Source organism: Lutimaribacter pacificus, from assembly GCF_900142185.1.
GTDB lineage: Bacteria > Pseudomonadota > Alphaproteobacteria > Rhodobacterales > Rhodobacteraceae > Lutimaribacter > Lutimaribacter pacificus.
In genome coordinates this window covers 538,237-558,228 of record NZ_FQZZ01000002.1, presented here as the reverse complement: position 1 = coordinate 558,228, position 19,992 = coordinate 538,237, and the positions used below count along the sequence as shown (strand labels likewise).

Here is a 19,992-nt window from a genome sequence, read left to right as displayed (position 1 = left end):
ATCGCCGCCGTCAGCGTCGTCTTGCCGTGGTCAACGTGACCGATCGTGCCGATGTTCACGTGCGGTTTGCTGCGTTCAAACTTTTCCTTTGCCATCCTGTGGACGCCTCGCGGGTTGGGGGGCCGGCCTGGCCCGGTTCATACTCCGCGCGCCATTTATTTGCTTGGACAGGGAAAATCAAGCACCTATGGACGCAGCGGCCTATTCGGCCTCGGGTGCGGGCAGCGCGGCGGCGGCCAGTTCGGGCACGTCTTCGGCCGGGGGTTCCGGGGCCCTTGCCGGCGCATCGCCGAACCAGCCCTTTTCGCGCCGCATCCGCACAAGGTAATTCTGGATCTGCTTGGCGGCATTGCGGCTGAGGTTTGTCAGCTGCTCTTCTTTCGACTGGGTCAGGCCCGAGCTGAGAAGTGTCTCGCCCGAGAAGCTTTCGAACACGGTGATCTGTTCGGGTTCCTCGTTCAGCTTCTTGCCCGCCGCATCGTCCCAGACGGTGACGTTGAAGATCAGGATCGACTTGGGGTTCAGCACGACCGGGATGCCCGGCTGCGCCAGCACGTAGCCCTCGACCGAAACGCCGAAGTGATAGAGCCTGTCGCCATCGTAGCGGTCGAAGCGTTCGCCGATCGCGTCGAGCATCGCGGCTTCCCATTCGTCCTTGGTCGCCTCGCGCGACATCGGGCCCTTGGTCAGGTTGGGCGCCACCACGACCCGGTGGCTGAGCTTGAAATCCCCCAGGTCCACCGGCGGGTTCTTCAGATCGTTGGCACTGGTGCAGGCCGTCAGCGCGAAAAGCCCCGCGATAAGTGCAAGAAGTCTGATCATCCGAAAGCATCCCCCAGGAAAAGCGCAGCCTTCCCCGAATAGCCCAGCCGCCCCGCCGGTGCAATCGGCACGGATCGGTTTGTCTGTCGCGCCCGCTCGGCCTAGATTGGCAGGCAGGAGTTACATGCCGATGCCGCAAGACACCCTTCCCGTCCGTGTGCCCCTGGTCACCGAACCCTGGGGCATCCTGAAAAGCCTGAACGCCGCGCGGCAGAACGTGCTGTCGATCATCCCCGACATCGCCACGCGCCAGCCGATGGTTTCGGGCAAGACCGGCAAACGCTGGCACATGGTGATGGACCCGGACGCGATCCGCCGCATCCTGCTGGAGCGGCTGGACGATTACCCGAAATCCGACGTCACCAAGAACCTGCTGCGCCCCGCCATCGGCGAGTCGCTGTTCATCGCCGAGGGCGCGCATTGGCGCTGGCAGCGCCGGGCGGCGGCGCCGGTCTTTTCGCACCGCAACGTGATGAACCTGGCCCCGATCATGACCCGCGCGGCCGAGGCCGCCTGCGACCGCGTGGCAGGCGCGGGGCCGCGCGCGGTGAACATGGCCGACGAGATGGTGCGCGCCACCTTCGACGTGATATCCGACGTGACCTTTTCCGGCGATGGCGGGTTCGACCGCGACGCGGTGCATCGCGCCATCGACGCCTATATCGCCGAGGCGGGCAAGGTCAGCCTGTTCGACGTGCTGGGCTTTCCCGACTGGGTGCCGCGCCCTGGCCGGATCATGTCGGGCGCGGCGCTGCGCGAGATGAAGTCGGTTGCCGATCGCGCGATCGACAACCGGCGCGACGCCCGCCGCGACGGTGTGCCCGACCTGCTGGATCTGCTGCTCGACGGCGAAGACCCCGAAACGAAACGCCGGATGGATACCGGCGAGTTGCGCGACAACCTGCTGACCTTCATCGTCGCCGGGCACGAGACCACCGCCCTGACCCTGGCCTGGTCGCTCTATCTCTGCGCTTTCGACCAGGGCGTGCAGGATCGCGCCCGCACCGAGGCGCGCGCGGTTCTGGGCGACCGCGCGGCGACCGGCGAGGATGTGGCGAACCTGCCCTTCGTGCGGCAGATCGTGGACGAGGCGCTGCGGCTTTACCCGCCCGCGGGCATCATCAGCCGCAGCGCGCAAAAGCCCGACACGCTGTGCGGGCGCGAGGTGCGGCCGGGCGATATCGTGATGATCCCGATCTACGCGCTGCACCGCAACCGCGTGCTGTGGGAGGATGCCGACGCGTTCCGGCCCGACCGTTTTGCCGACCGCAAGGCGATCCCGCGCTATGCCTACCTGCCCTTCGGCGACGGGCCGCGCATCTGCATCGGGGCCTCTTTCGCGCTGCAGGAGGCGGTGATCGTCCTGGCCACGCTGCTGGCGCGCTATCGCTTTGCCCCCGTGCCGGGAAAGGCACCGAAACCCGTGATGATCCTGACCCTGCGCCCCGAAGGCGGCGTATGGCTGACGGCCGAGCCGGTCGCGGGCGATGGCCCGGTCAGTCGCAGATCCGCCTGAGCGCCCGCCACTCCGCCACCGACAGGACCGGCCCGGCCGTATTGCGCCCGGCAGCGTTCCGGCGCGCCTGTTCGGCGCGCTCGGCGCTTAACGGATGGGTGGACAGATATTCGGGCAGCGCGGGGCCAGCCTCGGCCCCGGCCAGCCGGTCGAAGAAATCGCCGAACCCCTCGGAGCTGATGCCCGCCGCGTTCAGCATCCGCAGCGCGTAGGCGTCGGCATTGCGTTCAGCCTCGCGCGAGTAGGCGCTGTTGAGCAGCCGGTCACCCACCGCGACCAGGACCGCGCCGCCCGCCACATCGCCCAGGAGCAGCGACAGGATTCCGGCCGAGCCCGCGACCCGCAGCGCGTTGCGGGTGGGATCGCGGTTCACCACATGCCCGATCTCGTGCGCGATCACGGCGGCGACCGCTTCGGGGGTTTCGGCCTTGTCGATCAGCCCGCGCACCAGCACCACGTGCCCGCCCGGCGCGGCAAAGGCGTTCAGCATCGGGTGGTCGAACACCCGGATATCCAGGTCGTAGCCGATGTCCTGCCCGTCGGTCAGGCGGGTCAGCATCCTGTCCAGCGCCGCCTGCCCCGCATCCCCGTCGCACAGCAGCGCGCCCGGTTCCGACGCGCCCAGGAACCGCTCCATCTGCGCGGTGACCGCGCGGCCGAAGCGTATCTCGGCTTCCATCGGGATCAGCCGCGCCAGCGTGCCGGCCATGGCCGGCAGGATGACCAGCAGCATCAGCGCGATGGCCCCGACCGCCAGCGCCGCCTTGCGCAGGATGTGCCGCCCGGTGCCCGGATGCAGGTCGCTTTTGCGCAGCGAGGGCCGGGTTTCAAGCAGCCAGCCCACCAGCGCGGGATCGCGCAGGACCAGCCGTGCGGGGTCGCGCGGGGCCTCGTCGCCGGTGATCATGTGCCGGGTCACGACAAGCTGCCCGTCCTGCGCATGGTCCGACAGCGCGCGCAGGTCGGCCAGCGGCCAGTGCAGGTCAGCAGGTAATGTCAGGCCCGAGATCGTCAGCGCCTGCCGGTCCTGCGACAGCGCCACCTCGACCCGGTGCCGCCCGGCAGTTTCCCCGTCGAAAAAGGTGCCCTGCCCGCGCATCGCCTCAGATCGCGCCGCCGATATCCAGCGCGTCGGCAAAGCCCTCGGCATCGGCGCCGCGATCGGCCACCCGCTGACGGATCGCGTTTGCCGCGTCTATGTTGATCGCGGTGAAGGTATCGACGTAATGCGCGACGATCGGCTGCACGATCAGCGCCGTCGTCGCGGCCCCGGCGCCAAGGATCATCGCAACATAGCCCAGGATCAGCAGGATCATCACCCCGACCGGGGGCATGGCGGTGGCTATCCCCTCGACCGTGGTCAGGAACACCGCCCCCAGCAGGCCGCCGATGATCGCCACGGCAAGGCCGATCACGATGCCGCCCACGACATAGGTCATGATCACGGTCGAGGTCTGCGGCCGCGCGTCAAAGGCGATCTGGCCGCCCAGCGTCTTGTGGCTGGTCAGATAGGCAAAGCTCTGCACCCGGTAATGGATGACCCCGATCGTCAGCCAGAGCAGGCCGATCACCGGCAGCGCGACCAGAAGCAGCCCCATATCCAGCGCAATCCCGGCCGCCAGCCCCAGCAGGATCACCGCGAGCCCGATGAAGACATGCTTCATCGGGGCGTACAGATCCTGCCACCGGCCGCCCTGTTCGAACCGCGTGTCGCCGAACCACATGCGGTCGGTCATGTATTTCTCAAGGTGAAAGCTCTGCCGCGGCAACAGGATGCCCAGCGTCAGGATCGTCAGGATGTAATGGCCGATGGCACGGAATGCATAGCCCCAGGCCCCCTTGTCCATGCCGAAGCGGATGCCGCGCCAGCGGGTGCGCGCCAGCTTGTAGCGCCGCGCGCGGTAGAGGGCGAACAGCAGGAATGGCACCAGCGACAGGAAGGTCAGGTTGAAGGCCAGCGCCTGCGCCGCCATCCCGGCATCGGTTTCCGGCTCGCCCAGCAGGGTCAGGCCGATGAAGGTCAGCCCGATCTGCACCACCCCCAGGTAGACCGCCAGAAAGACCACGGCCATCAGGAAGCCCAGGAATTTCTCGAGCCCGGTGCCGGTATATTCGAACCGGTCGCCATCCAGCTCGGCCGAGGACCAGACATAGCGCCTGATCCGGCTTTTGCCCCAGAAGCGATAGATGCCCAGGGTAAGCAGCGTCAGGACAGCCACCTTCAGCGACAGGCCGAAGATCGGGCCGGACTGGCCGGTATACCGGGCATCCGCGTAACGGATCTCACTCATTACATGTCCTCTCTCTCGGAATATGCTCTCTCAAATCCCGGGAACGATCACTCACAGACGAATCTGACGCCGGTATGGCAGGTTTCAGGTGAATTTGTTGTCCCTGGGAAAGCCGCGCGGCGCCATGCGGCCGGCGCTTGCGCGTTTGCCGGTCCATTCCGCAAGCTCGGTTTCGTTGCGCGTGCGCCCGGCCGGGTCGCGCCAGCTCAGCCCGTCCTCGCGCTGGAAGGTGCGCGCGTCGGACAACCCGCCATCCTTGTATTTCTGCAGGCGCACGCCCTTGCCGCGCGCCATTTCCGGCAGCTCGGCCAGATCGAAGACCAGCACCTTGCGGTTCTCGCCCACCACGGCGACGCTGTCCCCGCTTACCGGCGTGCAGACCTGCGCGCGCACGTCGCCCCGGACGTTCAGCACCTGCTTGCCGCTGCGGGTCTGGGCCACGATGTCGTCCTCGGGCACCACGAAACCGTCACCGGCGCTGGACGCCACCAGCAGCTTGCGCCCCGGTTTGTGGATGAACAGATCGACGATCCCGGCCTCGTTCGGCAGGTCCACCATCAGGCGCAGGGGTTCGCCCATGCCGCGCCCGCCGGGCAGGTTGGCGGCCTGCAACGTATAGAAGCGCCCGTTCGAGGCAAAGACCAGCAGCCGGTCGGTGGTTTCGGCATGGAAGATAAAACGCGGCCCGTCGCCATCCTTGAACTTCAGCTCGCGGGTCAGGTCGATATGGCCGGTCATCGCCCGAATCCAGCCCATCTGGCTGCAAACGACGGTGATCGGCTCGCGGTCGATCATCGCCTCAAGCGGCACTTCCTCGACCTCTCCGGCCTCGGCGAACTGGGTGCGGCGCGCGCCGCCTTCGGATTTGGCGCCGAATTTCTTGCGCACCTCGCGCAGCTCGTCGGCCACGCGGGCCCATTGCAGGCTGTCGTCTTCCAGCAGGTCCATGATGTCGGCGCGTTCGGCCATCAGCCTGTCCTGCTCGGCGCGCAGTTCCAGCTCTTCCAGGCGGCGCAACGACCGCAGGCGGATGTTCAGGATCGCCTCGGCCTGGATGTCCGAAAGCCCCTCTTCGCGCCCGTCGAACCGCTGCGGCACGCCGCCCTGCGCCTCGCCCTCGTCGGCCAGCGCGTCGGGCAGGTCGGCGGTGGGATCGGCCACCAGCACCAGCGCCGCGCGATCCACCCCCAGCAGGGGCGAGAAGTAATCGGCCTCGGACGTGGCGCGCCGGATCGTCGCCTGGTGGCCCGCCGACCAGTCCTCGTACATCAGTGCGGCCTTCGGATCGTCGTCATAGCGAATGATGTCGATCACCCGGTCGAGGTTCAGGAACGCCACCATCAGCCCTTCGAGCACCTCGAGCCGGTGGTCGATCCTGGCCAGCCGGTGTGCGGCGCGGCGCATCAGCACCTCGCGCCGGTGATCGAGAAAGGCGCGCAACACCTCTTTCAGCGAACAGACCCTGGGCGTCACCCCGTCGATCAGCACGTTCATGTTCAGGCTGAACCGCGTTTCCAGGTCGGAATTGCGGAACAGCATCCCCATCAAGACCTCGGGATCGACGTTCTTGGAGCGCGGCTCCAGAACGATGCGGATATCGTCGGCGCTTTCGTCGCGCACATCGGCCAGGATCGGCACCTTCTTGGTCTGGATCAGCTCGGCGATTTTCTCGATCAGCTTGGACTTCTGCACCTGGTAGGGGATTTCCGTCACCACGACCTGCCACTGGCCACGGCCCAGATCCTCGGTCTCCCATTTGCTGCGCAGGCGGAACGCGCCGCGCCCGGTGCGATAGGCCTCGGCGATGTTCTCGGGCGGCTCGACGATGATCCCGCCGGTCGGGAAATCGGGGCCGGGTACGTATTGCAGCAGGGTATCGTCGCGCGCGTCGGGCGTCTTGATCAGGTGCAGGCAGGCGCCGATCAGCTCGTCGATATTGTGCGGCGGGATATTGGTGGCCATGCCAACCGCGATCCCCGACGACCCGTTGGCCAGAAGGTTCGGATAGGCCGCGGGCAGCACCGCCGGTTCGGTCAGGCGACCGTCATAGTTGGGGCGGAAATCGACGGCGTTCTCATCCAGCCCCTCAAGCAGCGCCTCGGCCATGATGGTCATCCGCGCCTCGGTGTATCGGCTGGCGGCGGGGTTGTCGCCATCGATATTGCCGAAATTCCCCTGCCCGTCGACCAGCGGGTAACGCACCGCGAAATCCTGCGCCAGCCGCGCCATCGCGTCATAGATCGCCGCGTCGCCATGGGGGTGGAAATCGCCCATCGTGTCGCCGCTGATCTTGGCGGATTTCAGGAACTTCCCCGTGGGCGACAGGCGCAGCCGGCTCATGGCATACAAAATACGCCGGTGCACGGGCTTCAGCCCGTCGCGCGCATCGGGCAGCGCACGGTGCATGATCGTGCTCAGCGCATAGGTCAGGTAACGCTCGCCGATGGCGCGGCGCAGCGGTTCGGACATGCTGGGCAGGCCGCCCTCGGGATCGTCGTTCACATCGCTCATAGGCATGTCTGATAGACGCAGCGCGATTCCCCGTAAAGCGGCATTGGGGGAATTCGCGCCGGAAATACCCCTCAAGACTCATTCCGAATCGTGTATAAGAAAGGTAAGCGGAATTTTGCCGCCGGTGTGGTGCTGCGTTTTGGGGGGTTCGGTATGTGGCGTTTGATCCTTGTGACTTTTGCCTTTCTCGGCTGGGGTTTTTATGAATTGAGCGGCGGCCCGGGTTACGAGCCGCGCGCGGGGTCGCTGCAGGCCGAATCCTATACCGTGTTCAGGGCGCCCCATGTCCCGGTGACCGGGATCGCCGGCGCACCCCGCCCCGGGGCCGAGGTGTCGCGCGCGGCGCTCGACCTGACCGGCCTGCCCGGCATCACCGCCGCCGTCGCCGCCCCCGCCGGGATCGCGCCCGCAATCGAAAAGGCCGCGGCCATCGCCACGCCCCGACCGGCCACCGTGACGCTCGCCGCGGCGGAACCGGCCGCGCCACCGCCAAAGGACATCCGCGAGATCAGCGGCAGCGTGGTGAACCTGCGGACGGGTCCCGGCACGAAACACGGGATCATCGCCAAGCTGCGGCTGGGCGAGGTCGTCGAGGTGCTGGGCGATCCGGGCGAGGGATGGCTGAAACTGCGGGTCGTCGGAACCGGGCGGATCGGCTGGATGTCCGACACGCTGGTGACAGCCGCCGCCGGGTGATTGCCAAACCGCGCGGTTTTCGCCAGAAATCGCGCGCATGAGCAGATCGATCCTTATCACCGGATGTTCCTCGGGCATCGGCCATGACGCGGCGCACGGGCTGCGCGCGCAGGGCTGGCGCGTCTTTGCCGCCTGCCGCCAGCAGGCCGACGTGGACCGGCTGGCCGCCGAGGGGTTCGAGGCCGTGCAGCTTGACTACAGCGATCCCGACAGCATCGCCGCCGCGCTGGAACAGGTGCTGGCCGCCACCGGCGGCACGCTGGATGCGCTGTTCAACAACGGCGCCTATGCCTGCCCCGGCGCGGCCGAGGATCTGCCGCGCGACGCCCTGCGCGCGATATTCGAGGCCAACCTGTTCGGCTGGCACGACCTGACGACCCGCGTGATCCCGGTGATGCGCGCGCAGGGGCACGGGCGGATCGTCAACTGCTCGTCGGTCCTGGGGCTGGTCGCGCAGCCCTGGCGCGCGGCCTACAACAGCACGAAATTCGCGCTCGAAGGGCTGACCGACACGCTGCGGATCGAGATGCGCGACACCCCGATCCATGTCGTGCTGATCGAACCCGGCCCCGTCACGTCAAAGATCCGCGTCAACTCGATCCCGCATTTCGAACGCTGGATCGACTGGGAAAACAGCCCCCGCGCAGACCAGTATCGCGCCAGGCTGCTGAAACGGCTCTACGAGGCGCGCGGCAAGGACATGTTCGAACTGCCGCCCTCGGCGGTGACGAAAAAGCTGATCCGCGCGCTTGAGGCGCGCAGGCCGCGGGCGCGGTATTACGTGACCACGCCGACCCATATCGCGGGCGCGCTGCGCCGCATCCTGCCCACCCGGGCGCTGGACTGGATTTTGGCCAGGGGGTGAATTTCCGGTTCGCTTTTCCCGCCGCACCGCCTACATGGGACAGGCAAACCAACAAGGGACGAAGGGCAAATGGCAGACGACCCGCTTTTCTTCGTGGTTGCCGCGGCCTGCCTGGCGGTCGTGGGCATCCTGATTCTGGGCATCTCGCATTTCGGCAAGGGCACGATGGAGGCCGCCAAGAAATCGAACCAGATGATGAAGCTGCGCATCGCCGCGCAGTTCTTTGCGGTCGTGCTGATCCTGCTGTTCGTCTGGCTGCGTGGCGGAGGGAACTGAGCATATGGTCGTCTTGAACAAGATCTACACCAGAACCGGGGACAAGGGCGAAACCGCCCTGGGCAACGGGACACGGGTTGCCAAGCATTCGCTGCGCGTCACCACCTACGGCACTTCGGACGAGCTGAATTCCTTTGTCGGCGTGGCCCGGCTTCATGCGGCGGACGGAATGGCCGAGGCGCTGGCGCGTATCCAGAACGACCTGTTCGATCTGGGCGCGGACATGTGCACGCCCGACATGGACAAGGATTCGACGCGCGAATACCCGCCGCTGCGCATGGTGGCCGAACAGGTCGCCCGGCTGGAGGCCGAGATCGACGCCATGAATGGCGACCTCGAACCGCTGCGCAGCTTTATCCTGCCAGGCGGTTCCGCCCTTGCCGCGCAGTTGCATGTCTGCCGGACGGTTGCCCGCCGGGCCGAACGGCTGGCGGTCGAGCTTGCCACGGTCGAGCCGGTGAACCCCGATGCCGTAAGATACCTCAACCGGTTGAGCGACTGGTTCTTCGTCGCCGCGCGTATCGCCAACGACAACGGCAAGACCGACGTCCTCTGGGTTCCGGGCGCGAACCGCTGACCCTGGTCAGCGGCGCAACGTCCGGTGGACGTTGTGGCGACCGGAAGGGCGAAGCCCCGGCCCGCATCGCGGGCGGGCGCGAACCGCTGACCCTGGTCAGCGGCGCAACGTCCGGTGGACGTTGTGGCGACCGGAAGGGCGAAGCCCCGGCCCGCATCGCGGGCGGGCGCGAACCGCTGACCCTGGTCAGCGGCGCAACGTCCGGTGGACGTTGTGGCGACCGGAAGGGCGAAGCCCCGGCCCGCATCGCGGGCGGGCGCGAACCGCTGACCCTGGTCAGCGGCGCAGCGGTCCGAGCAGGGGAATCGGCGGGACGCGACGTCGCAAGACGCAAACATGGCGTTTTTTCCCTGTTTCCTCCGGGCGCGAGAATATATCAAGCGCGGGAGAGCGCATGGAGGAGTCGCCGACGCGGCTCGTGACAACTGTAAGGGAGACCACGCCAATGAAGGTGCTTGTGCCTGTGAAACGCGTGATCGACTACAACGTGAAGGTCCGCGTCAAGGCGGACGGGAGCGGTGTCGATCTCGCCAACGTGAAGATGTCGATGAACCCGTTCGACGAGATTGCCGTGGAAGAGGCGATCCGGCTGAAGGAAAAAGGCGCCGCCGAAGAGGTGGTCGCCGTGTCGATCGGCGTCAAGCAGGCGCAGGAAACGCTGCGCACGGCGCTGGCGATGGGGGCCGACCGGGCGATCCTGGTGGTGGCCGCCGACGACGTGCACCAGGATATCGAGCCGCTGGCCGTGGCCAAGATCCTGGCCAAGGTCGTGGAAGAGGAACAGCCCGGCCTCGTGCTGGCGGGCAAGCAGGCGATCGACAACGACATGAACGCCACCGGGCAGATGCTGTCGGCGCTGCTGGGCTGGAGCCAGGCCACTTTCGCCTCGGAGGTCAACATCGAGGGCGACAGCGCCGTGGTGACCCGCGAGGTCGATGGCGGCTTGCAGACCATCAAGGTCAAGATGCCCACGGTCGTCACCGTCGACCTGCGCCTGAACGAGCCGCGCTATGCCTCGCTGCCGAACATCATGAAGGCGAAGAAAAAGCCGCTGGATGAAAAGACCGCCGCCGATTACGGCGTCGACGTGACCCCGCGGCTGAGCGTGGTCAAGACCTCCGAGCCGCCGGCACGCGCGGCCGGCGAGATGGTTGGCTCGGTCGACGAGCTTGTGGCGAAACTCAAGGAAAAGGGGGCGGTGTGATGGCTGTTCTTCTTCTTGCCGAAGTCAACAATGGCGAATTGTCGATGGACGCGACCGCCAAGGCGGTCACGGCCTCCAAGGCATTGGGCGATGTGACGGTGCTGTGCGCGGGCGCATCGGCCGCCGACGCCGCGAAAGAGGCCGCGACGATCGACGGCGTGGCCAAGGTGCTGGTGGCCGAGGATGCCGCACTGGGGCACCGGCTGGCGGAATCGACCGCTGACCTGATCGTGTCGCTGGCCGGCGATTACGATCACATCGTGGCGCCCGCCACCACCGACGCCAAGAACGTGCTGCCGCGCGTGGCGGCGCTGCTGGACGTGATGATGCTGACCGACGTGTCCGGCGTCGTGGATGCCGACACGTTCGAGCGCCCGATCTATGCCGGCAACGCGATCCAGACGGTGAAATCGGGCGACGCGAAAAAGGTCGTGTCCTTCCGCACCGCCAGCTTCGACGCTGCCGGCACCGGCGGTTCGGCCGCGGTGGAAACCGTGGGCGGCGCCGCTGCCTCGGGCCTGTCGGAATGGGTCGAGGACAAGGTGGCCGAAAGCGACCGCCCCGAACTGACCTCGGCCGGGATCGTCGTGTCGGGCGGCCGTGGCGTCGGCTCGGAAGACGATTTCGCGCTGATCGAGAAACTGGCCGACAAGCTGGGTGCCGCCGTTGGCGCATCGCGCGCGGCCGTCGACTCGGGCTTTGCGCCGAACGACTGGCAGGTGGGCCAGACCGGCAAGGTCGTCGCGCCGGACCTGTATATCGCCGTCGGCATCTCGGGTGCGATCCAGCACCTTGCGGGGATGAAGGACTCCAAGATCATCGTCGCGATCAACAAGGACGAAGAGGCGCCGATCTTCCAGGTGGCCGATTACGGCCTTGTCGCCGACCTGTTCGAGGCCGTGCCGGAACTGATCGAGAAACTCTGAACCGCCCAAACGGTTCGACAAGGGAAAGGCCCGCTGGAACAGGCGGGCCTTTTTCGTGGTCACAGGTGCCGGCGCAGAACCGGCAACAGCCGCTCCGCCGCCTCGGCATGGGCGGCGGGGCCCGGCATCCCGGCGGCGACCGGCTCTTCGCCCGGCGGCACCACCATCCCCGCCCCGCCCGCGGCCTGCGCCGCGGTGCCGAGCGTGGCATCGACGATATCCGCCACATCCTCGCGCAACGCGTCGATCATCCAACGCTCGATGAACAGCGGATCGGGGCCCAGCCCCTTCGCGTCCGGCCCGTCCGGCGGGCGATGCCCGGCGAACCACAGCAGCACAGCCCGGCCGCCCAGCCGCTGAACCAGCAGCCGCGTGCGGGCGACCCACGCCGCCTGCAACTCTTCGCGCAGCATCGCAAAACGATCCGGCGCGAAGCGGCGCAGGCTTTCCAGCATGTGCCGGGTAAAGGCGAAATCGGTGAAATCCACATCGCGGAAAATCTGGCGCATCAGCGGCGAAGCCCTGAGAAACCTGTCGTTGCGGCGCGGATGCACCGTGTAAAACCGGTTCGACATGTTATGCGCGCCGCCGATCTGGACCACGCAGACCCGCGCCTGCGCGGCCATTTCCACCACGTAAGGGTCATGCAGATAGGTATCATGCCCGCCATTCACACAGCCCAGGTTCACGCAGGGCACCTGCAACGATTGTTCGGCCAGTGCGGGAAACGGAACGGGGATGTATTTCCCGTAGGTCTCGGTCGATCCGAGAAACGCGATATAGGGTTTGTCCAGCATCCGCGCGGGTCCGCGAAATGTCAGGCGCGACGTGCCATAGCGGCACGCCCTGTAATCGAGACCCTGCGGCCCCGGCTGTTGATATGTCATGGCTCCCACCGTTTTTGTCTCACCCGCGCCCAGAATCGGCCCGGAGCGTTGCGAAACCGTTAAGCGGCGTATTCTCGGCGAATTGCACCGGTCAGCCCGCCCTTGCGACCGGCGCGCGCGCGTGCCTATTGTGCGGGGGAAGCAGACAGGAGGCAGCGCATGGAAATTCAGACCATCGGCGTCGTGGGCGCCGGGCAGATGGGCAACGGGATCGCCCATGTGATGGCGCTGGCGGGCTATGACGTGCTGATGAGCGATATCAGCCAGGAGGCGCTGGACAAGGCGGTTGCGACGGTCGACAAGAACCTGGAGCGTCAGGTCAGCCGCGACAGGATCAGCCAGGCGGAAAAGGATGCCGCCATGGCGCGCATCAGGACCACGATGACCCTGACCGACCTGGGCCCCACCGACCTGATCATCGAGGCCGCGACCGAACGCGAAACCGTGAAACAGGCGATCTTCGAGGACCTGCAGCCGCATCTCAAGCCGCACACGATCCTGACCTCGAACACCTCGTCGATCTCGATCACGCGGCTGGCCAGCCGCACCGACCGGCCCGAGAAATTCATGGGGTTCCATTTCATGAACCCGGTGCCGGTGATGCAACTGGTGGAGCTGATCCGCGGCATCGCCACGGACGAGGCGACCTACAAGGCGTGCCTTGCCGTGGTCGAACGCATCGGCAAGACCGCCGCCTCGGCCGAGGATTTCCCCGCCTTCATCGTCAACCGCATCCTGATGCCGATGATCAACGAGGCGGTCTATACCCTGTACGAAGGGGTCGGCAACGTGCGCTCGATCGACCAGTCGATGAAGCTGGGCGCGAATCATCCGATGGGGCCGCTGGAACTGGCGGATTTCATCGGGCTGGACACCTGCCTTGCCATCATGAACGTGCTGCATGACGGGCTGGCAGATACGAAATACCGCCCCTGCCCGCTGCTGACGAAATATGTCGAGGCTGGTTGGCTGGGCCGCAAGACGAAACGCGGCTTTTACGATTATCGCGGCGACGAGCCGGTGCCGACTCGGTGAGATTGGGGGCGTTGCCCCCAAACCCCCAGAGTACTTGCGGCAAGATGAAGTCAGGCCACCAGCGCGCGGGCCAGCCTGTTCTGACGTTCGATGACGCGCGGCAGGTCGATGGTGGCGATCTGGCCGTCGCGCACCACTTGCCGACCTTCGACAAACAGGTGCCGGACCCGCGTGGGCCCCGCCAGCAGCAGCGCGGCCGGGTCCCAGCTTCCGGCGGTTTCGATGCCGCTTACGTCCCAGATCGCGATATCGGCGCGTTTGCCCGGCGCAAGCCGCCCGCAATCGGGCCGGCCCAGGATATCGGCCCCGCCGCGCGTCGCGATTTCCAAAGCCTCGCGCGCGCTCATCGCGTCGGCGCCGTTCGCCACCCGCTGCAACAGCATCGCCTGCCGCGCCTCGAGCATCAGGTTGCCGGCGTCGTTGCTGGCCGATCCGTCGACGCCCAGCCCCACCGGCACGCCCGCATCGCGCATGGCGCGCACCGGGGCGATGCCGCTGCCCAGCCGGCAGTTGGAGCAGGGGCAATGCGCGACGCCGGTGCGGCTGCGGGCGAACAGGTCGATTTCCCGTCCGTCCAGCTTCACGCAATGGGCGTGCCAGACATCGGGGCCGGTCCAGCCCAGATCCTCGGCATACTGGCCGGGGCGGCAGCCGAAACTGGCCTCGGAATAGGCGATATCTTCGTCGTTCTCGGCCAGGTGGGTGTGCAGCATAACGCCCTTGTCGCGCGCCAGGATCGCGGCATCGCGCATCAGGTCGCGGCTGACCGAAAACGGCGAACAGGGCGCAAAACCGATGCGCAGCATCGCGCCCTCGGCCGGGTCGTGAAAGGCGTCGGCCACGCGGATGCAATCGTTCAGGATATCGGCCTCGCGTTCGACAAGGCTGTCGGGGGGCAGGCCGCCATCGCTTTCGCCGATGCTCATCGCGCCGCGGGTGGGGTGGAAGCGCAGCCCGATCTCCTGCGCCGCGGCGATCGTATCGTCCAGCCGCGCGCCGTTGGGATAGAGATAGAGGTGGTCCGAGCTGAGCGTGCAGCCCGACAGCGCCAGTTCCGCCAGCCCGATCTGGGCGCTGACGAACATTTCCTCGGGGCCGAACCGCGCCCAGATCGGATAAAGCGTCTGAAGCCAGCCGAACAGCAGCGCATCCTGCCCGCCCGGCACCGCGCGGGTCAGCGTCTGGTAAAGATGGTGATGGGTGTTCACAAGGCCCGGCGTCACCACGCAGCCGGTGGCGCTGACGGTTTCGCCCGTGGTGGCAAGCCCGGTGCCGATATCCGCGATCACCCCGTCGCGGATCAGGATATCGGCCTGCGCCAGTTCGCGCCGGTCGTCGTCCATCGTCAGGACGGTTTGCGCGGATTTCAGAAGGATCTCGGCCATTCCTTGCCCCTTTTCATGCCAGCACGCCCCCTCTGGCATCAAGGGCGCACCGGAAAAGGGCAAGAAGCGCGCGCGATCACTTAGCCCGGTGCCGGGCCCGCGATCAAGGGGCGTGACGCGCCAGTATCTCCAGCGCCGCCTGGTGCTGCTCCCGCCCGGCGGCGGCGATGACGCGGCCGCCCTCCTGCGCGGGGCCGCCCTGCCAGTCGGTGACGATACCGCCCGCGGCCTCGATCACCGCCATCGGGGCCTGAATATCGTAGTTGGACAACCCGGCCTCGATCACCAGGTCGATATGACCGGCGGCCAGCAGCGCATAGGCATAGCAATCCATGCCATAGCGGGTTAGCCGCGCCTGCCCCGCAACGGCGTGAAAACCGGCCGCCTCCTCGGCGCTGCCGACCTCGGGGAAGGTGGTGAACAGGATGGACTGGTCGAGGGAGCGGTCGCCACGCACCGCCAATGGCCGCGTACCATGCGGGCCTGACATCGCCGCCTGTCCCAGCCCGCCCCAGAACCGTTCGCCGATATAGGGCTGGTCGATCACGCCGAACACCGGCGCGCCGTCCCGCGACGCCGCGATCAGCACGCCCCAGGTGGGCGTGCCCGACAGGAAACCGCGCGTGCCGTCGATCGGGTCGATCACCCAGGTGATGGCGCTGTCGCCCGCCTTGGGGCCGAATTCCTCGCCGATGATGGCGTCCTGCGGGCGGCGTTCGGCCAGCACCGCGCGCATCGCGGATTCGGTGGCGCGGTCGCCCTCGGTCACCGGATCGAAACCGCCGGCATCCTTGTTGTCGGCGGTCAGGTCCGCCGCCCTGAAGAATGGCAGAACCGCCCGGCGCGCGGCATCGGCCATCGCATGGGCGGTCTCGACGATATCCTGATCATGCTGCATGCGCTGCGCTCCGGGCTGGTAATGCAGCCCTAGCGCAGCGCGCGGTATGCCTCAAGCCACGTCGGACAGGACACGCGCCAGTTCGAAAAGCCGGCGGCGCTGGTTCTCGGGGATCGCGTAATACGACCGGACCAGGTCCATCGCCTCCTTGTCGCCCATCAGGTCCTGCGGCATGTCCTGCGGCGTGCTGCCATCCTGCGACGTGGAACTCAGCCCTTCGAAGAAAAAGCTGACCTCCACATCCAGCGCCTCGGCGATGTCCCAGAGGCGTGATGCGCTGACCCGGTTGGCGCCGGTTTCGTATTTCTGGATCTGCTGAAACTTGATCCCGACGCTTTCGGCCAGTTGCTGCTGGGTCATACCGACCAGCCAGCGGCGCTGACGAATGCGCTTACCCACGTGGACATCTACAGGATGTGCCATTTCTAGAACTCCATCGCGTTAGTGTCTCGGAAAGACTGATGGCTTGCCGGTGCCTATCAATAATAAGCGCCCGCGCGGCCATGCCTCTCACCCCAAATCAGAATGGCGCATATTCCCGCGTCCAACAATGCCTTTTCACCCCAAATGCGAGATACTATTCCTTTGAGACTCAATTTTTGGGTGATTGTCCCGGTGCCGGTTTGACACCGCCGGGCGCGCCGCGCATCTTGCCGCCGATGTCGATTGGAGATGCCGATGCGCGCTTTTCGTGTAACCGGGGCAGGCCGGCCTGCCGCATTGACCGAATGCCCGGTCCCCGATCCGGGCGCCGGTGAAATTCGCGTCAGGATCGAGGCTTGCGGGCTGAATTTCGCCGACCTGCTGATGGAACAGGGCAAGTATCAGGACATGCCCGAGCCGCCCTTTACGCTCGGCATGGAGGTGGCGGGCGTGGTCGATGCGCTGGGGCCCGGCACGCAGGGGCCCGCGCCGGGAACGCGCGTGGCCGTGTTCGGCGGACAGGGCGGGCTGGCCGAGTATGGCTGTTTCCCCGCCGACCGCGCGGTGCCCCTGCCCGACGGCATGAGCGCGGCGGACGCGGCGGCGTTTCAGATCGCCTATGGCACCAGCCACGTGGCGCTGGACCACCGGGCGCGGATGCAGCCGGGCGAAACCCTGCTGGTTCTGGGCGCGGCGGGCGGCGTGGGCCTGACCGCGGTCGAGGTGGGCAAGCTGATGGGCGCGACGGTGATCGCCTGCGCGCGCGGCGCCGACAAGCTGGAGATCGCGCGGCAGGCCGGGGCCGACCACCTGCTCGACGCGAAAACCGAGGATATCCGCGCCCGCGTCCGCGATCTGGGCGGCGCCGATGTGGTCTATGATCCGGTGGGGGGCGAACAATGGCAGGCGGCGTTCCGCGCCTGCAAGCCCGAGGCACGGCTGCTGCCCATCGGTTTCGCCAGCGGCGAGGTGCCCCGGATTCCCGCCAATCACCTGCTGGTCAAGAACCTGAGCGTGCTGGGCGTCTACTGGGGCGGCTACATGAAGTTCCGCCCCGAGGTGGTGACGGGCAGCCTGCGCACCCTGCTGGGCTGGTATCAGGAGGGGCGGCTGAAGCCCCATGTCAGCCATATCCTGCCGCTGGAAAACACCCGCGAGGGGCTGGAACTGCTGCGCAGCCGCCAGTCCACCGGCAAGGTGGTGATCACGCCGTAAGCCGCAACTCGGCCGGTTTGCCGGCGAACGAGGCGCGCAGCACCTTGCGCAACTCGTCGATCATGCCGCCGCCATCGGCGGTGGGGGCGTAAAGATTGATCTGCTGCGTGCCCAGCTCGGGCAGGCCGCTGCCCTGCGGGATCGCCTCCTGGTGCGGGGGGATGCTGTCCTCAAGCAGGGCGCCGATACTCAGATCGGCGCTGATCAGCGCCTCGATCGAGCGGTCGTCATCGGAATCCACCGTCATTTCCCAGTCGATCCCCGCCTTGTCCAGTTCGCGCATGGCGATGGGGCGGAAGGCGCAGAACTTGCAAAAGGCCAGCCGCAGCGGCCGCAGGCGCCAGCATTGCCCGCCCCTTGCCCCGACCCAGCGCAGCGGCACCTCGGTCAGGGTTTCGCCGCCGGGGCGCAGCGCGGATTCGGTGGTCAGGATCAGGTCGACCTCGCCCCGTTCCAGCGCCTCGTGCAGCTTGACCGTGCTTGACGACCGCAGCGTCACCTTCACCCGCGGAAACGCGGCGTTATACGCCTTCAGCACCTGCGGAATGACCGGATAGACGATGTCGTGCGGCGCGCCCAGGATGACCTCGCCCTCGAAGGCCTGGTCGGTCAGGCGCATCATCACCTCGTCGTTCAGTTGCACCATCCGCTTGGCATAGCCCAGCAACTGCTCGCCGTTCAGTGTCAGCGCGATACGCCGCCCCGTCCGGTCGAAGAGGTTGAGCGCCAGAAGCTCCTCCAGCCGCTTGAGCTGCATCGACACGGCCGATTGCGTCAGGTTCAAATGCGCCGCAGCGCGGGTGACCCCGCCCAGTTCGGCCACCGCCACGAACGAGCGCAGCGTGGTGACGTCCAGATTTCTCATATCACAAACCCTGATGGATTAGGTCAAAAACATTCGTTTCCAAAATAGCACGGCACGACCTACATGTTCAACGAAATTGATGAAACAACCCCAAACCATCGAGAAAGGAAAAGCCATGGTCGCCCTTTCCCACGCGCTGTCCCGCTTTCTGCCGGTGTGGCGCAGCCGCCGCCCCGGCCTGTCCGAGCTTTTCGCCCTTGGCCGCCAGCGCCACGCGTTGTCGCGGCTGGACGATGCGGCGCTGGACGATATCGGCATCAGCCGAGACGAGGCCGAAACCGAGGCCGCGCGCCCGTTCTGGGACGCCCCGGCACACTGGTCGGCGGCCCCCCGGCGCCAAAGCTGACAGGAAAAGTCATAAACCGGTGCGCAAAACTCTTGAAACGGCGCCCGGGCTTACCGATATTTGCGACAAGGTCCGTATCCTCGGACTAACGGTTTCGCATCGGAGGCTTTAATGGCTGAATACAACACAATCAGGACGGCGGCAGGCGTAGGCGCCGCCCAGATTGACCAGGGACTGCGCGCCCACATGAACAAGGTCTACGGCACCATGTCCGTGGGCACGTTCATCACCTTCCTTGCCGCCTGGGCAATTGCCGGGCTGGCGGTCACCAGTGTGCCCACAGAAGGTGCCGTAATGATCCGCGACGGTCAGTTCCTGACCGGGCTGGGTCAGGCACTGTACCTGTCGCCGCTGAAATGGGTGATCATGTTCGCACCGCTGGCCTTTGTTTTCTTCGGCTTCGGCGCCGCGGTAAACCGCCTGTCGGCGGCCGGCGTGCAACTGGTGTTCTACGTCTTTGCCGTGCTGATGGGGCTGTCGCTCAGCTCGATCTTTCTGGTGTTCACCGGCTATTCGATCATTCAGGTGTTCCTGGTGACCTCGATCGCCTTTGCCGGCCTGTCGCTCTGGGGCTACACCACCAAGAAGGACATCTCGGGCTGGGGCAGCTTCCTGATCATGGGCGTGATCGGCCTGATCGTGGCGTCGATCATCAACATCTTCCTGGGCTCGCCCGCGATCATGTTCGCCATCTCGATCCTCGGCGTGCTGATCTTTGCCGGGCTGACGGCCTATGACACGCAGGACATCAAGAACGAGTATCTCGCCCACGCCCATCACGGCGACAGCGAGTGGCTGGGCAAGTCCGCCATCATGGGCGCGCTGCGGCTCTACCTCGACTTCATCAACATGTTCATGTTCCTGCTGCAACTTCTGGGCAACCGCGAATAACGCAGCCTGAACGAGACAGATCAAAGGGCCGGTCATGCGACCGGCCCTTTTTCGTTCCACCGCCCACCCTGGGCCCGCACAAAGAAAAACGCCGCGCTGGCCCTTGCCCGCGCGGCGTTTTCGATCTGGTCCGGGTCAGGCGATCTTACTTGATCTTGCCTTCCTTGTACTCGACATGCTTGCGCGCGACCGGGTCGTATTTGCGCACGGTCATCTTCTCGGTCATGGTGCGTGCGTTTTTCTTGGTCACGTAGAAGTGGCCGGTGCCCGCGGTCGAGTTCAGGCGGATCTTGATGGTGGTCGGCTTCGCCATTGTCGCTCTCCTGCACAGGGCGGCATGGCGCCCGTGAAATCTCTTGAAGC

At 66.4% G+C, this 19,992-nt stretch carries 22 protein-coding genes; 11 read left to right on the top strand and 11 right to left on the bottom strand.

All coding sequences use genetic code 11. The annotated features are described in order from the left end of the window. On the bottom strand, positions 1-95 hold a 95-nt coding region (locus F3H87_RS08785; RefSeq protein ID WP_002583150.1), incomplete at its 3' end, for a GTP-binding protein. Between the two features lie 106 nt (positions 96-201). Next, positions 202-822, bottom strand: a complete 621-nt coding sequence (locus tag F3H87_RS08780) for a hypothetical protein (protein WP_149788201.1) — start codon at positions 820-822, stop codon at positions 202-204. Positions 823-952: 130 nt separating this feature from the next. Here F3H87_RS08780 and F3H87_RS08775 point away from each other — a divergent pair, with 130 nt between their 5' ends. Further along, entirely contained in the window at positions 953-2,338 is a 1,386-nt protein-coding gene (locus F3H87_RS08775) for a cytochrome P450 (RefSeq protein WP_149788200.1), read from the top strand. Here F3H87_RS08775 and F3H87_RS08770 read toward each other — a convergent pair. From F3H87_RS08770 to F3H87_RS08760, 3 genes are all read right to left on the bottom strand, one after another. Continuing rightward, positions 2,319-3,437: a M48 family metallopeptidase gene (locus F3H87_RS08770; protein ID WP_149788199.1), complete on the bottom strand. Its 1,119-nt coding sequence runs from the start codon at positions 3,435-3,437 to the stop codon at positions 2,319-2,321. The two genes, F3H87_RS08775 and F3H87_RS08770, sit on opposite strands and share 20 nt — an antisense overlap. 4 nt (positions 3,438-3,441) lie before the next feature. Continuing rightward, positions 3,442-4,629: a DUF898 family protein gene (locus F3H87_RS08765; RefSeq protein WP_149788198.1), complete on the bottom strand. Its 1,188-nt coding sequence runs from the start codon at positions 4,627-4,629 to the stop codon at positions 3,442-3,444. Positions 4,630-4,713: 84 nt separating this feature from the next. Then, positions 4,714-7,140: a DNA topoisomerase IV subunit A gene (locus F3H87_RS08760; protein ID WP_149788197.1), complete on the bottom strand. Its 2,427-nt coding sequence runs from the start codon at positions 7,138-7,140 to the stop codon at positions 4,714-4,716. Positions 7,141-7,293: 153 nt separating this feature from the next. Here F3H87_RS08760 and F3H87_RS08755 point away from each other — a divergent pair, with 153 nt between their 5' ends. The 6 genes from F3H87_RS08755 to F3H87_RS08730 all read left to right on the top strand — a co-directional run bounded on the left by F3H87_RS08755 (position 7,294) and on the right by F3H87_RS08730 (position 11,684). After that, positions 7,294-7,836, top strand: coding sequence for an SH3 domain-containing protein (locus F3H87_RS08755; protein ID WP_149788196.1), 543 nt, complete (start codon positions 7,294-7,296; stop codon positions 7,834-7,836). A 37-nt stretch (positions 7,837-7,873) separates the two neighbouring features. After that, positions 7,874-8,701 carry an SDR family NAD(P)-dependent oxidoreductase gene (locus tag F3H87_RS08750; RefSeq protein WP_149788195.1) on the top strand — a complete coding sequence of 276 codons (828 nt, stop codon included), beginning with the start codon at positions 7,874-7,876 and terminating at the stop codon, positions 8,699-8,701. Positions 8,702-8,770: 69 nt separating this feature from the next. Further along, positions 8,771-8,977 carry a twin transmembrane helix small protein gene (locus F3H87_RS08745; RefSeq protein ID WP_149788194.1) on the top strand — a complete coding sequence of 69 codons (207 nt, stop codon included), beginning with the start codon at positions 8,771-8,773 and terminating at the stop codon, positions 8,975-8,977. A 4-nt stretch (positions 8,978-8,981) separates the two neighbouring features. Further along, positions 8,982-9,554: a cob(I)yrinic acid a,c-diamide adenosyltransferase gene (locus F3H87_RS08740; protein ID WP_149788193.1), complete on the top strand. Its 573-nt coding sequence runs from the start codon at positions 8,982-8,984 to the stop codon at positions 9,552-9,554. 445 nt (positions 9,555-9,999) lie between these two features. Next, entirely contained in the window at positions 10,000-10,758 is a 759-nt protein-coding gene (locus F3H87_RS08735; protein WP_149788192.1) for an electron transfer flavoprotein subunit beta/FixA family protein, read from the top strand. Beyond that, positions 10,758-11,684: an electron transfer flavoprotein subunit alpha/FixB family protein gene (locus F3H87_RS08730; RefSeq protein WP_149788191.1), complete on the top strand. Its 927-nt coding sequence runs from the start codon at positions 10,758-10,760 to the stop codon at positions 11,682-11,684. The genes F3H87_RS08735 and F3H87_RS08730 overlap by 1 nt, the downstream gene beginning before the upstream one ends. Positions 11,685-11,743: 59 nt before the next feature. On the opposite strand, the gene F3H87_RS08725 is transcribed toward F3H87_RS08730, so the two are convergent. Then, entirely contained in the window at positions 11,744-12,571 is an 828-nt protein-coding gene (locus tag F3H87_RS08725; protein ID WP_149788190.1) for a DUF6473 family protein, read from the bottom strand. Between the two features lie 159 nt (positions 12,572-12,730). Between F3H87_RS08725 and F3H87_RS08720 the strand changes: the two genes are divergently transcribed. Next, positions 12,731-13,606 carry a 3-hydroxybutyryl-CoA dehydrogenase gene (locus tag F3H87_RS08720; protein WP_149788189.1) on the top strand — a complete coding sequence of 292 codons (876 nt, stop codon included), beginning with the start codon at positions 12,731-12,733 and terminating at the stop codon, positions 13,604-13,606. A 50-nt stretch (positions 13,607-13,656) separates the two neighbouring features. Here F3H87_RS08720 and F3H87_RS08715 read toward each other — a convergent pair whose 3' ends face one another. The 3 genes from F3H87_RS08715 to F3H87_RS08705 all read right to left on the bottom strand — a co-directional run bounded on the left by F3H87_RS08715 (position 13,657) and on the right by F3H87_RS08705 (position 16,312). Further along, positions 13,657-14,991: an 8-oxoguanine deaminase gene (locus F3H87_RS08715; RefSeq protein ID WP_149788188.1), complete on the bottom strand. Its 1,335-nt coding sequence runs from the start codon at positions 14,989-14,991 to the stop codon at positions 13,657-13,659. Positions 14,992-15,094: 103 nt separating this feature from the next. Then, positions 15,095-15,889 carry a histidinol-phosphatase gene (gene hisN, locus F3H87_RS08710; protein WP_149788187.1) on the bottom strand — a complete coding sequence of 265 codons (795 nt, stop codon included), beginning with the start codon at positions 15,887-15,889 and terminating at the stop codon, positions 15,095-15,097. 51 nt (positions 15,890-15,940) lie between these two features. Then, positions 15,941-16,312, bottom strand: a complete 372-nt coding sequence (locus F3H87_RS08705; RefSeq protein ID WP_149788186.1) for a helix-turn-helix domain-containing protein — start codon at positions 16,310-16,312, stop codon at positions 15,941-15,943. A 255-nt stretch (positions 16,313-16,567) separates the two neighbouring features. On the opposite strand from F3H87_RS08705, the gene F3H87_RS08700 reads away from it, so the two are divergent. Continuing rightward, positions 16,568-17,527, top strand: coding sequence for an NADPH:quinone oxidoreductase family protein (locus tag F3H87_RS08700; protein WP_149788185.1), 960 nt, complete (start codon positions 16,568-16,570; stop codon positions 17,525-17,527). On the opposite strand, the gene F3H87_RS08695 is transcribed toward F3H87_RS08700, so the two are convergent. Further along, on the bottom strand, positions 17,517-18,392 hold the full coding sequence (locus tag F3H87_RS08695) for a LysR family transcriptional regulator (RefSeq protein WP_149788184.1): 876 nt from the start codon (positions 18,390-18,392) through the stop codon (positions 17,517-17,519). The two genes, F3H87_RS08700 and F3H87_RS08695, sit on opposite strands and share 11 nt — an antisense overlap. 115 nt (positions 18,393-18,507) lie before the next feature. On the opposite strand from F3H87_RS08695, the gene F3H87_RS08690 reads away from it, so the two are divergent. Both F3H87_RS08690 and F3H87_RS08685 read left to right on the top strand, forming a co-directional pair. Next, positions 18,508-18,738: a DUF1127 domain-containing protein gene (locus F3H87_RS08690; RefSeq protein WP_149788183.1), complete on the top strand. Its 231-nt coding sequence runs from the start codon at positions 18,508-18,510 to the stop codon at positions 18,736-18,738. A 111-nt stretch (positions 18,739-18,849) separates the two neighbouring features. Next, on the top strand, positions 18,850-19,629 hold the full coding sequence (locus tag F3H87_RS08685) for a Bax inhibitor-1/YccA family protein (protein ID WP_149788182.1): 780 nt from the start codon (positions 18,850-18,852) through the stop codon (positions 19,627-19,629). Positions 19,630-19,774: 145 nt separating this feature from the next. On the opposite strand, the gene rpmG is transcribed toward F3H87_RS08685, so the two are convergent. After that, on the bottom strand, positions 19,775-19,942 hold the full coding sequence (gene rpmG, locus F3H87_RS08680) for a 50S ribosomal protein L33 (RefSeq protein ID WP_005630270.1): 168 nt from the start codon (positions 19,940-19,942) through the stop codon (positions 19,775-19,777). Between the last annotated feature and the right edge of the window lie 50 nt (positions 19,943-19,992).